At 39.6% G+C, this 15466-nt stretch carries 9 protein-coding genes, 2 pseudogenes and 1 other annotated feature; of the genes and pseudogenes, 4 read left to right on the top strand and 7 right to left on the bottom strand.

From position 1 onward, the window contains the following. Nucleotides 1-519 (bottom strand): acetolactate synthase small subunit, encoded by a 519-nt coding sequence (gene ilvN / locus PUN35_RS00455; RefSeq protein ID WP_004399096.1) that lies wholly within the window; start codon nt 517-519, stop codon nt 1-3. Continuing rightward, entirely contained in the window at nt 516-2240 is a 1725-nt protein-coding gene (gene ilvB, locus PUN35_RS00450) for an acetolactate synthase large subunit (protein ID WP_014480476.1), read from the bottom strand. Before ilvB ends, ilvN begins: the two co-directional genes overlap by 4 nt. Before the next feature lie 121 nt (nt 2241-2361). After that, nucleotides 2362-2606 (bottom strand) — a binding site (T-box leader). A 446-nt stretch (nt 2607-3052) separates the two neighbouring features. Here ilvB and cotQ point away from each other — a divergent pair. The 4 genes and pseudogenes from cotQ to PUN35_RS00430 all read left to right on the top strand — a co-directional run bounded on the left by cotQ (nt 3053) and on the right by PUN35_RS00430 (nt 6299). After that, complete coding sequence (gene cotQ / locus PUN35_RS00445; protein WP_038827685.1) at nt 3053-3388, top strand: inner spore coat protein CotQ; 336 nt, start codon at nt 3053-3055, stop codon at nt 3386-3388. Between the two features lie 163 nt (nt 3389-3551). Then, nucleotides 3552-4006, top strand: a pseudogene (locus tag PUN35_RS00440) (GNAT family N-acetyltransferase). Between the two features lie 183 nt (nt 4007-4189). Further along, nucleotides 4190-5014: a YsnF/AvaK domain-containing protein gene (locus PUN35_RS00435; protein WP_014480481.1), complete on the top strand. Its 825-nt coding sequence runs from the start codon at nt 4190-4192 to the stop codon at nt 5012-5014. A 134-nt stretch (nt 5015-5148) separates the two neighbouring features. After that, nucleotides 5149-6299 (top strand): IS3 family transposase gene (locus PUN35_RS00430; protein ID WP_087614160.1). Its coding sequence is split into 2 segments (ribosomal slippage): nt 5149-5422 and nt 5422-6299, totalling 1152 coding nucleotides; the frame shifts between segments, so codons are not numbered across the junction. Nucleotides 6300-6913: 614 nt separating this feature from the next. Here the strand turns inward: PUN35_RS00430 and PUN35_RS00425 are convergent. From PUN35_RS00425 to PUN35_RS00405, 5 genes and pseudogenes are all read right to left on the bottom strand, one after another. After that, a pseudogene (locus PUN35_RS00425) lies at nt 6914-7439 on the bottom strand (recombinase family protein). Nucleotides 7440-7802: 363 nt separating this feature from the next. Beyond that, nucleotides 7803-9122 carry a restriction endonuclease subunit S gene (locus tag PUN35_RS00420; protein WP_014480487.1) on the bottom strand — a complete coding sequence of 440 codons (1320 nt, stop codon included), beginning with the start codon at nt 9120-9122 and terminating at the stop codon, nt 7803-7805. Continuing rightward, the gene (locus PUN35_RS00415) at nt 9119-10549 is read right to left on the bottom strand and encodes a class I SAM-dependent DNA methyltransferase (protein WP_014480488.1); all 1431 of its coding nucleotides are present in this window, start codon (nt 10547-10549) and stop codon (nt 9119-9121) included. The genes PUN35_RS00420 and PUN35_RS00415 overlap by 4 nt, the downstream gene beginning before the upstream one ends. A gap of 132 nt (nt 10550-10681) precedes the next feature. Next, nucleotides 10682-13888: a type I restriction-modification system endonuclease gene (gene hsdR / locus PUN35_RS00410; protein WP_014480489.1), complete on the bottom strand. Its 3207-nt coding sequence runs from the start codon at nt 13886-13888 to the stop codon at nt 10682-10684. Nucleotides 13889-14192: 304 nt separating this feature from the next. Beyond that, nucleotides 14193-15284 carry a hypothetical protein gene (locus PUN35_RS00405; RefSeq protein WP_129134340.1) on the bottom strand — a complete coding sequence of 364 codons (1092 nt, stop codon included), beginning with the start codon at nt 15282-15284 and terminating at the stop codon, nt 14193-14195. Between the last annotated feature and the right edge of the window lie 182 nt (nt 15285-15466).

Here is a 15466-nt window from a genome sequence, read left to right as displayed (position 1 = left end):
TTATACAATAGATATTGTTTTATTGGATGACGCCTTTTGCTGGGTACCCCTCGCAAAAGCCGTTGTACCTGTTCTCGCGATTTCTTTAATGCCATAAGGTTTCAACAATTCAATAAGCGCTTCAATTTTGTTAGATTCGCCTGTCACCTGAACAACGATGCTGTCTCTGCTGACATCAACGACAGAGGCTCTAAACGGTTCTATGATTCCATTAATCTCTGTTCTCGTTGAAGGTGCGGAGACAACCTTGATTAAGGCCAGCTCCCTCTGGACAATCGATTGATTTGTGATGTCTGTGACTTTCAGTACATCAATCTGTTTGTTGAGCTGTTTCGTTAACTGTTCAACATCATTTTCTCCTTCAACATGAACGACGAAGGTGATTCTGGAAACGCCGGCTGTTTCTGTGTGTCCAACTGTAATGCTTTCAATGTTGTAATGCCTTTTTGTGAATAGACCGGTGATCCGGTTTAACACCCCGGAGCGGTTCACCACAGTCAATGTGATAATTCTTTTCAAGGTTTCACCCCCACCATTTCATGCAGCCCTTTCCCCGGAGCCACCATCGGGAATACTTTTTCTTCGCTGGCAACCCGCACGTCAATGACAACAGGTTCTCTTGATGTTAATGCCTCTTCCAGCTTTACCTTTGCTTCCGCTTCTGATGAAATTCTGATGCCTTTAATGCCGTATGCTTCGGACAATTTGACGAAGTCAGGCTGAGAAGCGAATTTAGATTCTGAATAACGTTCTTCATAGAAAATTTCCTGCCACTGTCTGACCATTCCGAGACAAGCGTTATTTAAAATCACTACCTTGACCGGAAGATTTAATTCGCGAATAACATCGAGTTCTTGAAGCGTCATTTGGAATCCGCCGTCTCCGACAACCGCGACAACAGTAGCATCTTTTTCGGCCAGCTGTGCGCCGATCGCCGCCGGAAGACCGAATCCCATCGTTCCAAGTCCGCCTGACGTGACCCATTTATCTGCTTTTTGGAACGGATAAAATTGCGCTGACCACATTTGATGCTGGCCTACATCTGTTGCGACAATGGCCTCTCCTTTTGTAAATTGATGAATATATTCAATCAATTTCTGAGGTTTAAAACCTTCTTCTTCATTATCTACATACCAGAGCGGATACTCTTCTTTCCATTCGGCGAGCTGTTTTTTCCATTCGCTTGAATCGCTTTGTTTGCCGTCTTGTTTGATCAGCTCCTGCAGGACAATTTTGCTGTCTCCGACTACAGGAATCTGTGTTTTCATGATTTTTCCGATTTCAGCTGGATCAATATCGATGTGGGCTATCTTTGCGTTTCTGGCAAAGTGTTTCAGGTTTCCTGTGACACGGTCATCAAAACGGGCGCCGATACTGATTAATAGATCACATTCATGAAGAGCCATATTGGCTGTATAAGTACCGTGCATTCCCGCCATCCCTAGGAAAAGCGGATGGTCAGCCGGGAAGCCTCCGAGCCCCAAAAGGGTGTGTGCCACAGGGATTTGCTGCTGTTCAGCATAATTTTTTAATTCTTCTGACGCTTTTCCATGCAATACGCCCGCACCCGCCAGGATCACCGGTTTTTTCGCACTGCTCACGGCTTCCACAAGCTTGCGGATCTGCAAATAATTCGGCTCTGTTGTCGGCTGGTATCCCGGGAGATTCATCTCATGATCGTAGCTGAATTCTCCTTCAATTGTTGCTACATCTTTCGGAATATCAATCAATACAGGTCCGGGTCTTCCAGTTGTTGCAATATGGAACGCTTCTTTAATGATGCGCGGCAGATCTTCCGGCTGGCGAACCTGGTAGCTGTGTTTTGTTACTGGCATCGTAATCCCTAAAATGTCTGCTTCCTGAAATGCATCGCTCCCGATTACAGAGGTTGCTACCTGCCCTGTAAAGACAACTAACGGCAATGAATCAATCATGGCATCAGCAAGGCCTGTAACAAGGTTTGTCGCTCCCGGCCCTGACGTGGCAATGACGACACCCGGTTTTCCGGAGACCCTTGCGTATCCCTCCGCTGCATGAATTGCTCCTTGTTCGTGACGGGGAAGGATATGTACCAACCCTGAATTGTATAGCTTATCGTAAATCGGAAGCACAGCCCCGCCCGGATAACCGAAAATCATTTCTACTTTCTCTTTTTTTAATGATTCAATCAGCATTAATGCTCCGCTCATCGTCTGTGTACATTTGGCAGATGCTGAATCCACCTGTACATTAGTCCTCATTTTAGTTCCTCCTTTTGGATTTTCATCCTTTAAAGATCATCTTTTTATTAGCTAGATAGCTGATTATTCAATAAAAAAAGCCCTTCCACCCACAATCAGCCGCGCAGTAACTGCGATAGCTAAAAGGGGCGAAAAGGCTTTTCTTTCCGCGGTACCACCCTTGTTTACGGCCTTAGTCGGCCGTCTCATGGATATTTCTATCCGCTTTAGTAACGAGTGAATCAAGTTCACCCGGCCAAGTCCTACTGTCATTTCAGACTGGCACTCTGAGGCGAGTTCACCTTGTAAAGCTTCACCGGTTCTCAGCTAACCCGGTTCTCTGTGGAAAGCTTTATCAAGGCTACTTATCCTCATCTGCGCTTTTCATATTCACCCTTCAGAACGGCTTTCCAGCTGTTCAAGAAGGTCGTTTGTTTTTCATTTTTTTAGAATCATACTGCGATGATTTTCGCTTGTGAAGCTTGCGTTTATCTTTTGTTGAACTCATATTACGCCGCTTTGGACGCAGTGTCAACAGCATTTTTTAAAATTATTAGACAATTTTGATTAATCAATCTATATTGTATACGCTTTCATTATTGGTACAAAAGGAATTGCAAATGTTAAAAGTTTTTATAATTTTTTTATTAATCTATCAAGAATACACCAGAATTATTTAATTTTATATAAACATGTAAGATTTTATAACACGCTATGGTTCGTATATGGATTGAGTCTGACAGATCAACTTGCAATCCATTTCAAGTTCGGATAGGCACCACTATTATTCCCCGGCATACATTAATGGTATCTTGCAAAGAAAAGGTGATACGATGAATAAATCATTAGCAGACATGCAAGGATTCCCTGCAGGCTTTCCAAGCTTCCCGAGCTTTCCGCAGCAGTATTATCCTGCTGTCCCTCCCTTTTACCAGCAAAGCCATCAGCCATTTGGAGGCTACGGATACGGACAGCCGTTCAGCCAGGCATATAGCCCGTTAACCACTCCCTCTGCTATGTACTCCTCTTATCCATACACTTCAGATTTTTTCGGGCAGCAATTTTCAGGCACTGGCTTCAGCGGCCATAGCGGCGGGTTCAGTATTCCGGCGACACATGTCGGCGGTTTTAGCGGAACAGCCGGTGTGCATGGAGGCTTTAGATATTAAAGAAAACTGCAAGGGCCGAACACGATTTCGGCCTCTTTGTTGCTTTCAAGCATCTTTTGCAACTCATACATTCCAAAAGTGCTTCAATACTGTCAGATTTTCTGTCTTTATAGTTGGAAACAGGATGGAATATGATTAAGATGAATGTTTGAGGAGGAATAAAATGCATATAAAAATAGATGATTTAACTGGACATCAGGTGGTTTCACTGGTGAATGAGCATTTACTAGCATGACGCTTATGTCCCCGCCGGAAAGCATCCATGCCTTAGGTTTAGAGAAACTAAGAGGCCCTGGAATAACATTTTGGAGTGCATGGGAGGGTGATGAACTAGCCGGTTGCGGAGCGCTAAAAGAACTGGACAGCTGGCACGGAGAAGTCAAATCAATGCGAACATCTGCATCACATTTAAGAAAAGGCGTTGCCAAACAAGTTCTCCAGCATATCATTGAAGAAGCCGAGAAGCGAGGCTATGAGCGACTAAGCTTAGAAACGGGTTCAATGGCTTCATTTGAGCCGGCAAGAAAATTGTATGAAAGCTTCGGTTTCCAGTATTGTGAACCGTTTGCAGACTACGATGAAGATCCAAACAGTGTGTTTATGAAGAAGGAATTGTGAGACGATTTTATAAGGATAGATAAGTGCAGGGGAAGGTCTGTCTTATCTATCTTTTTTTATTTTCACACATTTTTCACCTTTATGATACACGCCAATGTTTTCAATTTTGTTTAATTCAAAGAACAGCGGGAATTACAAACGACATGAACGATATCATGCAAATTCATAAAGGAGGAGATTGATATGAAAAGCATAGTTGGTGTATATGAAACTCCGCAGGAAACCATCGCAGCGATTGAAGGCTTACTCACAAAAGGCTATGATTCTGATGACATTTCTGTTGTGACAAGCCGGCGAGATACAGATTATTTGGAGTCACGTACAGGAACAGAAGTCAATCAAGCCATCGATGCACATCAAGACGAATCTGAATCTTTTTTCGATAAACTGAAAGATTATTTCACAATGGATGATACTGCTACACACAGCAAAGCATTATCCGACTTGGATATTAAAACTGATGAAATAGACAAGTATCAAGAAGATTTGGATGACGGAAAACTTTTGGTAGCCGTCGATACAGATGCAGATGTAATTGCTCCTGTTGATAACGGCAATGCCCTTTCAAGCGGCTTTTCAGGCACAAATGAATTGGACTATACAACAAAAGAAGAAAAAACGATGCCGCTCCGAGAAGAACAGCTGAAGGTCGATAAGGAAGACGTTCAAACCGGCGAAGTAGAAATAGGAAAAGAAGTGAAAACAGAAAAAAGAGATATGGACATTCCTGTGAGACATGATGAAATTTATGTCGAACGCCGTCCAGTGGATGAAAATAAAACGGACGCTGCTCCCGTCAACGATTCGGAAGAGATCAGAGTTCCAATCGTTGAGGAAAAGCTTGAAGCGACTAAAAAACCGGTTGTCACTGATGAAGTGGTTGTCGGCAAACGCACTGTTGAAGAAAATGAACATATTTCTGAAACTGTGAAAAAAGAAGAACCTCGTCTGAATAAAGAAGGAAAAGTTGACGGCTTGGATGATGATGATCCGTTAAATAATAAATAAAAATCATAGACCGACAACAAAAAACCTCAAATCCTAAATGGGGACTGACCCCATAAGATGAGACAAATAAAAACACCTTCAAGTTTGAATACGGATGATTGTTATCCGAAATTAGACTTGGAGGTGTTTTTTCTATGGGGACAAGAGTGAGTTATCCGGTTGAAGTGAAACAGAAGGCTGTAGAAATGAGATTGGCAGGCGTACCTATGAAAGAGATCATGCAGGAGTTGAATATCAAAAATAATACGCAGATTAAGACATGGGTCAGATGGTATAAGGCTGGTGATACACATCGATTTGAACAGCCTGTTGGTAAGCAATACACTTATGGAAAAGGTCCGGAGTATTCTTCCGAATTAGAGAAACTGCAGGCAGAGAATCGATATCTGAGACAACAGAATGAAGTGTTAAAAAAGTACAACGAATTGGAAAGGAAGTTGATAGCCAAACGTCAGTCGAACTTGTAGAAGAATTGCACAGCACAATGACCGTGCAGGATATCTGTATTCATTTAGGTATCTCTCGCTCGTCTTATTATCGTTGGAAGAAGAATCTGAAGAAAGATCATCCCAAGCGCCATTTAGAAAAACAAATCGGCACGTTGTGCCGAGAGCACCAGTATCGATATGGATATCGAAAAATCACAGCTATATTAAAAAAGAGAATGTGTATTAACCATAAAACGGTTCAGCGTATTATGCAGAAAAATCAGTGGCAGTGCCGGGTTAAGGTGAAAAAGCGCAAGAAGAATGGGCAGCCATATGCCGTGGTCGACAATATATTAGATAGGAACTTTCAGTCTGATCATCCTCTTGAAAAACTAGTAACAGACATCACGTATTTGCCTTATGGACAGAAACAATTGTACCTTTCCAGTATATTGGATGTATATAATGGAGAAGTGATTGCTTTTACGATTGGAGATAAGCAGGACACAGACTTTGTCTTACACACACTTGATCAACTGCCAACACTGCCTGAGAACTGCGTGTTACATAGTGACCAAGGATCTGTGTATACATCTTACGAGTATCAGAAAGCTGTTAAAACAAAAGGCATTACCATGAGCATGTCCCGCAAAGGGACACCCGCTGATAATGCCTCCATCGAATCGTTTCATTCCTCACTAAAGTCTGAAACGTTCTATCTTAACAGCATTGATCGAACCACGACCGCCATCGTAGAACGCACTGTCATAGAATACATTCATTATTATAACAATATTCGTATTCAAACGAAACTAAACAACCAATCACCGATAAATTATCGGCAATTGGCTGTTTAAAAGGTGTTTTGATCCCTGTCTCAAAAACGGGGGTCAGTCCCATAAGCGGGCGTTTTTTATTTGGTTTGCATAAAGAAAGACAACAGGCACTTTTCGCCTGTTGTCTTTTTGTGAATATAACGCTCTAGGAGAGATTCGAACTCCCGACCGACGGCTTAGAAGGCCGTTGCTCTATCCAGCTTCCATCCTTTTTATATCGCTATTCGTTCACGTTCATGTATAACGGTCACTTTCCGAACTTTGACCGATTGACTTAATTTTCTATTATATTTGCTTATGCTTTACAATTCAAGCATTCATATAGTAGAAAACAACCCTATTGAAAAGGTAATACAGTTGTACTAAAATCTGCTATATAAAAAGGCAAAGGTAATTATTTAAAGGAGTGGTTTCATGAGAGATAACAAAGAATGTTGTCCATTGGGATAGAGATCGGTTATTTAAAATAATGTAATTTGAGATGGACTATAATTAGATTCGTTTCGACAAGTCAATTTTTTTCATGGTATGTGGATGAATCGACTATAGGTTTATCCCTTTCATGTCCCCAGTGAGAATATGGAAATATCCCCCATATCCTTTATATAAAGATAGAGAGAAGTAATAGGAATACTTTAGCTTTCTTCATATTCCTTAACTCTGCGATAGAATGTAGCCTTAGCACTTGATTTCTTCATTGCTTCAACCGCTGTAATTTCTCCTGCTTTCCATTGTTTATACCTGCTCAAGCTCAATTGTAATAGTTGCTTTAGGACTTCCAAGATGTTTGCCCTGTGCCTTAGCTGCAGCTATCCCTTCAGCTTGACGAGTCTTAATCTTGGTTCTCTCTTCTTCAGCAACCCACGATAATACTTGTAACACCAAGTCAGCCACGAAAGAACCGATGGAGTCATTGTATTTCCGTGTATCCAACAATGGCATATCTATTACAACAATATGTGCTTTGATTTTCTGTGTGATATCTTTCCACTCGTTTAAAATCACCTCTTTGTTACGACCTAGCCTATCTAATGAATGTATGTATAACGTATCTCCTTTTCGCAAACGCAATTTCAAAGCTTGGTATTGAGGTCTATTGAAGTCTTTCCCGCTTTGCTTATCGATATGAATATCACGCTCATCAATTCCAAGAGCATACATACTATCCAGTTGTCATGCTTCATTTTGGTCTTTGCTGCTTACTCTAACGTATCCAAATTCTTTGTTGTCCATAATTGATTCCACCTTGAGGCATCGGTATCTTTTCTTTGATATCACTTATAAGTCTACACCCTCTGCTATCGATATTATTATCGAACTCGAATAGGGTTTCACTGCAACTCTTATTACTTTACCATGTTAAATCACATTGAGAATCTGAGTCGTGTCGGAAATTTACCGATTGTCAGTTTGTGAATGAGGGTGGTTTCTGTATCAAACCAAGACACCAACATACCCTATCCCACAACTTGACATGTATGCAACCATAAAAGACACCCAACTAATTTGGATGCCTTCTTATAACTATTTCACTTGTTCTTGTAGCACTTCTTTTAACAATTCAACCGCATTTTCTTCACTTGGGTCGTTCGTTCCGAGTTCACCTCGAAAAGCTTTGGAAAGGATAGAAGATTTCAATTCATCGATTGAGTTTGCTAAGTTTAGCATAACGTTTGCACTTTTTTCCTTTTCAATTACATTTTCAATTTTATCTATTTTCTGCTTTAGTACGTCCATAGGCGGTAATAAGATTTCATGAGACTTAAACTTTTCAAATTCAATACTATTAACAGTAGTTCCAGATTTTGAATAGTTATGTAACAAGTTCCTTTCATTGCCTTTTACATACCATAAGAAGTACTTATTTATTAATTCATCTCCAGAATCGAATACCTTCAAATCTTGATTAACTGTACATTCTGAGAGTAAAAATGCAACTGGGAGCGTTCTTTGCAAAATACCACTCCTTACAACCATTGCGACTGAACCTCTTTTTGCAAGCTTCGCTGATGAGTTGTTTAGACCTTCCTCAGTAATGTAATCCATTGTCTTTGAGATAAAAGTGGTCTTCATATCTTTAGCAGAAATCCATGGTATTCTTCCATTCCAATACTCTTCTTTTGCCTTACTTGGAGTTCCACCTCCAAAAATGGTAAACAAATCCTTAACCTTTATATTTCTCCAACCTGTAGGAAGTTTACCATTACTTAATTCTTCTTTTAAAATAGTTCTTATAATCGATGCCCGACGAAGTTCAAACGTTTCCTTCGCTTCTTCAATCAACTGCTTTGCTTCTTCAATTTTACTTAAAAGCCGCTCCACTTTCTCAGCAATCCGTTTTTGCTCATTGAGTGGCGGAAGAGGAACAGGAATGATAGCCATTTTCTTCTGAGTAAGTTTCAATCTAGTAGTACCACTTACATACCCGTTAAAATTAAATTGGTTCAAATAATGCAGTAGGAATAAATTCCCTTCCGAACCAAAGTTAGACCTTAATATGTGTGCATGGTTGTTAACCCATGCTTTCTCCCTAATAATATAAGCTTTATTTTTGAAAGGCTCTAAAAAAGGAACTCCATCTTCTCCCAAAAGAACAAGTTCCTCATCTGTAAGATAGTCATCTATCCATCCAACTTGTCCAGTAGCACCATAATAAGGTATATTCCCTACTCTTTTTGCTCTTTCTTCAGCATTAACTGGCTTACGATATTTATCTAGACATACTGCGTAACCATTTAATAATTTTACCCATATCCAATTTTCAGGCAGTTCATAAGGCTGCTCTTCTACTGGCACTATAGTTTCTCCTACTAATTCTTCAATGGTCTTCTTTTCCTTACTCATTTTTTGACCACCTCATCCTCTTCAACAGCACGTAATTCTTCCACCACTTCATTTAACAACTCCATTGCTTGTTGAAGTTTCGCAATCGCCTCTTCTGCCGATTCAATAGGGTCTGGTAGGTTTTCATATGATGATAAAGACTCGTCAGCAATCAATCCGATATCTAGACTGTCATCCTTCTTTGCAATTTCTTCTCGCGAAAACTTGTTCCAACGTTCATCTTCCACTTTCGATCGGTCTTCAGCTACATATGCCTTCATGAAGTGTTCAAAATGAGCCATTGTTAGCTGATTACGTTTGCCAAATGAAGTCATATTTGTCCGAAGATCATATACCCATACATCCTTCGTGTTATCTTGGTCTGTTGTTCCCCTTGTAAAGAATAAGACATTCGTTTTTACACCTTGCGCATAAAAAATTCCTGTTGGTAAGCGTAAAATCGTGTGTAAGTTACATTTGTTCATCAAGTCACGACGAATTTGTGAGCCAATCCCGCTTTCAAACAAGACATTATCGGGCAAGATAACCGCTGCTCTTGCATTTCCATCATCTTTTAAAGCGTTATAAATCAACTGCAGGAAATTCAACTGTTTATTCGATGTTTCAAACGTTAAATCGTCGCGGGATACCCGTTCTCCGCCTTTTTTGGTACCGAACGGCGGGTTTGTTAAAATAACATCAAAGTTCTTCATCCATTTCCCGTTACCCGATAAAGTATCGCCTTGTTCCAAGCGTCCTTCGATATTATGAAGCAAAGCATTCATGAGTGCCAGACGATGGGTATCTTTAACAAGTTCCATACCTACAAAGGCTTCTTTCTTTTGGAACTCAGCTTCTTGTGGTTCTATATCAAAGTAGTCATCTGTTTGATTCTTTAAATATTGGTCTGCAGCAATCATGAAACCGAATGTTCCAGCTGCAGGGTCAGCACACCGCTCACCAATTTTCGGGTCAATTAATTGAACCATCACATCAATTAATACACGAGGTGTGAAGTATTGCCCCGCTCCTGATTTCTTTTCACTGGCATTCTTCTCTAACAATCCCTCATAAAGATTGCCTAGACCTTCTTCTTTTGCATTGTACCAATCAAGGGCATCAATTGATTTGATAATTTTCTCTAAGTTTTTCGGCTCAGCAATACTTGTAGACGCATCACTGTATATTAGACGCAGCCGTTCATTTTCGCTGCTTCCTAATTCAAGTAACAATCGCTGATAAAATGTCTTTAATTCCAAACCTTCTTTATCTAACAAATCATCCCATCGATATCCTTCTGGAATCACACCTTCTGTTTCCTGCTCTTTCATCATTTTGAGGAATAATAAGTAGGTCAACTCTGTTACATATTGCTGATAGGTAATCCCATCATCACGTAACACATTACATAAATTCCATAGTTTTTGAACGATTTCTTGGTTGTTCATTTTTCAGCCTCCTGCTAACTCCGAGTATATTTTAATTTTGGATTTTCATTCAAACCTCATTAAAGTGAAAATCAAAGATAAAGTAACTTATCTATTATAACTGAAAAAATGCCCCTATGAAGAGGCACATTGTTAACTAATATAAAGGTTCTCATTTATAGTGGTAACAACCGCATCAATATAGTCACCAAACTCCCGCTTCAGCAATTTATAGCCGCCAGAAGTTTTAAATGGCTCTTCCGAGAATGCCTCTTCTGCAGTTGGTGCTAATACAGGCACTTGAAGTAATTGCTTTTCTATTCTCTCTAACCATTTCTTCTGTCTTGGAGTCCAATCATGCAGTGAATACACTTTTTGCATCGCTTGTTTAATACGTGCTTCATGGGCAACTAGTGCTTCACCTAATGCAGCTTGGCGAATAAAGCTAATAATGTCTGCTGCAATGTCTTCATTTTTTGTCTGCTTCCAAGCTGTCTGCAAATGAGATTGCTTAAAGCCTTTCGTTTCTAGAATGGTAATAAGTTCTCGTAAATCCTGCCTTGTTAAATCTTTCGGGCGTGTGCAAATAAGATGAAGAGCGGGAATTTCATTAATATTTTCTTGGATAAAACGAACGAAACCTTCTAAATAATCTTCTGGTCTCTTGTTTCCTTCACCGTATCCCCGAACCACATCTGTTACTTCATCCTCTTTGTTGGAGATATATCGTTTCTCGCCTTTTACCCGATAGGCTTCCATATATTCAAATAACATGTTGTGCTGTTTTGCTTCTTGTGGCGTATACGTTTGAATTTCTTTCGCCCACTCATCCACATTTTTTCCATTCGACAATTCTTCAAACTTTTGTTTTCCTTCTTCATTCAGCCTTTGCTTGCGACGCTGAATTTTCGCTGCCAATTGGTCACGATAAAACGAAGCTTCATCTTCTGCAGTAGCATTGGCAAGTGATTCATATAGTTCACCGATACTGTAATTTTGTTTCTTTACAACAGGTTTCATCTCCGTATAGCTTTGCAATTTATCGTAGATGCCCACCGCATCGTAAATGTTAAAGTGTGTTTTTCCAATGTCGGGACAAAGACGGGTTGCACGTCCAAGCATTTGGTCATAAAGAATACGAGACTGTATACGCCGTAAGAATACTAGATTTGTTATTGGAGGAACGTCAATGCCTGTGGTGAGTAAATCAACCGTTACAACGACATTTGGCAGCCGCTCGTTCTTAAACCTTTTAATGGCATCTAATGGCTTATAGATATAGCCAGTAATTTTCATAATAGCATCATCTTCAATTTCATCGCCACGTTCTTTAAAGGCTTCCTTTAATAACCGAACAACTAAATCTGCGTGTTGGTCAGTCGCTGCAAAGATAAGAGTTTTCTCTTTTCCTGTCGGATCAATGTATTCAACCAGTTTGTTTAGAACCGCCCGATTAAAAGGTTCAGTAATTACCCGTTTATTAAACTGTTCAACCTCAAAATGAATGGTATCTTCCATTTTTTCTAGTTGAATCTCGCCTTTATCAACATCATACACTTCAACTTCTTCGTCTTTTTCAAGAGTAATGCCGACTTGTGAAAGTTCTGTCTTAAACAGATATGGTGGTTCATGGTCAACTAAGTAGCCATCCAGAACCGCTTCACTATAAGAATATTTAAAAATAGGCATACCAAAAATCTCTGTTGTATGAAGAGCTGGTGTTGCAGTAAGTCCTAAACATGCCGCATCAAAATAATCAATTACACGTCGATATTGGCTAATATAATCATTTTGGTCACGGAATTCCAATTCTTCCTCTGACATTTCTTTGTCACTTGTATAGCCACGATGTGCTTCATCTACAATGATGAAATCATACTGCCCGACACTTGGAAGCTTCTCGTTATCGCTATAGAAAAGTCTTCTAACCATTCCCTGCACCGTCGCAATTTGCACCTTCGTTTCAACTTCTGGAGACATGTCTTCTAAAGACTTTACATCGTATATATCAGCAAATGAGTAGCCTTCAATTTTTGTATCCTTAAGTGCATCCTCTGTCTGTTTTCCTAACGAATTACGGTCTACAAGGAAAAGAATACGACGACATTTTTTGGACTTAATTAAGCGATACATGAGGGCGATAGCAGTACGAGTTTTCCCAGTTCCCGTTGCCATTGCAATAAGCATTCTTCGTTGCCCTTCTTTTAATCCCTCTTCAGCGGAAAGTACCGCTCTTTGCTGATAATGACGCAAACCAAACTTCGTAATATCCTCTTCTTCTAAGCGTTTATTTGCATCCTTATCATCTTGACTAAGAAGAAGCTGCAAGTCATCAGGTGAATGCCAGCCTTCTAATGGGCGAGCATGTTCTAACGGTTTACGTGAATCCCAAAACCAGATGCCCGACTCTTCTTGAAGTTGTCTCAAGTATGGTCGGCCGTTCGTTGCGTATAAAAACGGCACTTTATATTCACCTGTTGTAGGTATGATGACTTCATCTTCGACTTGTGCCGCATTTTTTGCATACACTTTTGTTTGACTTTCTAATGCGCCAGGAATCGTTTTCTTTTTTGCCTTAGCTTCAATAAAGCCAACAAGCTTTAAGCCAATAAACAACGCATAGTCAACCCTGCCGCCATTGACCTTCCATTCTGCAATTGCCATGTTTCGATTTTTCTCTGGCAGCGTTCCGTTCTTTTGATGATTTAGTACAGTTGTGTCTACTTCCCACCCAACAGCACGTAGTTTTCCATCAATAATCGTACGTGTTTCAGCTTCAGTTAATTGCTGTCGACGCATAAAGTTTTTGGATATCTTTTTACGTTCGATTTTTACCTCTTCTAGTTCCACTTCCGCCTGTCGACGAATTGCCTCTAATTCTTCTTCAAGCTTTTTGACTTTCTCCTCATATTCTCGCTGAAGTGTTTCTGTACTCTGTTCTACTTGTTCTTGAAGTTCTGTATACTCTGGTGCTTGAAAATCCCAATCACCATATACCTCCATGAACCAAATGGACAAGCGGAACGTTAATTGCAACAAAGCCTTTGCTTCTTCTACTTTTCCATAATCCGCTTCATGCATCGCTACATTCCCTTTGCGACGAAGAGCCTCTAATATATCAATTAATTCAGGCTCAAGTAACCTTTCCCGACGCAAAGTGTTAATGCGATCCACTTGCGTTGTACCATATGCCTCTTTAATATTTTCAGCGGCAAGAATAAATTTAGTTAGTGTTTCAGCGAACAATCGCAGTTTCATTACTGTTGTATGGGGGTCATGATATACATTTCTCTCAGCTGTCTCTCCCAAGTTAGCAAGTACATCCCATTTCCCTTGAAAAAATGAAAAGTTGCCACTCATTGTTATCACCGTTTTCCTAAAAGGTTGTTTGTGTCCATTATACTATAATCATGCAAAAATTAGGAAAGAAGATGTATCGCTCTTTTTTCTATCTGCTCCTTAGTTTAGGTTCATTCTTTAACCAAGTGAATAAAAGACGAGTTTTATTAGTTATTGTTTAAATATCGAGGCTACGACATCAGATTTGATCGATAAAAAGAAGAGCCTCAATTATGAGACTCCTACAAAGTTTGTGCCTTTTAGGTTATATAAATCGAATAATTGCCGCATCCGCTCCATATATAGATTCTGCAAGTGTAACCTCTTAATAGCCAGCAAAGATATCTTCAAGTTCTTGCTGCGTGTAGAAGAGTCTAATAAATACTTCCTCTTCCTCAGTGGCAAATCCAATCTTCTGTTCCTTGTATTCCTGAAGCCTTTGCTTGTGACGTTTCTCAGCCTTTTTCATGATATTTACCTTACGCTTTAGCACATAGTCAGCTTCATTCTCATTTATGAATTGTTCTTTCTCACTCACATAACTTTCTAGAGCATCCGCACAATACATTTCGAGATATCGTTGCACTGCTTTACTTGTAGCCTTCAATATCATAGCATATTCTTTCCAGTAATACTTGATTCCTAAGATATTTCCGTTTTCGTCCTCAACTTCAGCTAATGCTTGTTTCCATTCACACTTGAAGCTTTTAACCTTTCTAGCGTTACTATGTGCAATCAAATTGAATTCAACAACATCATATTTCTTCATTAATCGACGTCTAGTTTTTTGAATTTGCTTCATTATTTCGGGATTGATATCAATCTTCCCGTCTTTGCCGTACCCTTTCCAGTTCTCATAAAATAAGATGATACCACATTTCTTCATATGCTCTAAGGTCTTAGCCAATTGCCCATATATCTCAAGGCAGTACTGTGTAAACTCATCTAATAATTTGGTTTGTTCTTCTTCAATAATGCCGTTTTCAATAGCCTTATCGATGTGTTTTTGACGCATTTTACTACTATGTCTAGAACGTAACAGATCATGTTCGAGGTCTGTAATTAATCCAAATTCAATCGCCCATTTTCCTAGGCTCATACTAGCTTGTTTCGTCAAATCGTATTCTAAATGAGTCGCTACAATTATGTCCATTGGGATTCTATGTTCAACTTGTTCACGACCACTTCTTACACGACCGTCTTTCTTCATAACCTTTTCATCACGCTTATTACATTCGTATATGTTGCTCCTGCCTTGTTTAATGATTTCTATTACATATTCCTGCTCAGCTGTTTTAATAATCGACTCTCTAGTTCTTGACCCTAGTTTACCGTCCCTTTTGACCCTAGCCTTCTGAGCATTCGCTCCAAATTTCATTACAAATTCTTCTGTTGTTAATATGAGTTTTCGTTCCACTATAATTACCTACTTTCAATTGGAGGACTGTCATTGACAGCCATTTTTAATCCCTCCTTACATAAGTTATCTAAGTTCTCACTAGTGATTTAGACCAATTGAATGGTGTGCAAGTTTTGCCGTAATATTTTATTTATTGTCATATTTATATTATATCAAAAGATGCACACCGTTTTAATTGC

Source organism: Bacillus sp. N3378-2at, from assembly GCF_033412715.1.
Classification (GTDB): Bacteria; Bacillota; Bacilli; order Bacillales; family Bacillaceae; genus Bacillus; species Bacillus subtilis.
Note: the sequence above shows the minus strand (reverse complement) of the source record. Positions and strands in the feature narration are given on the sequence as shown.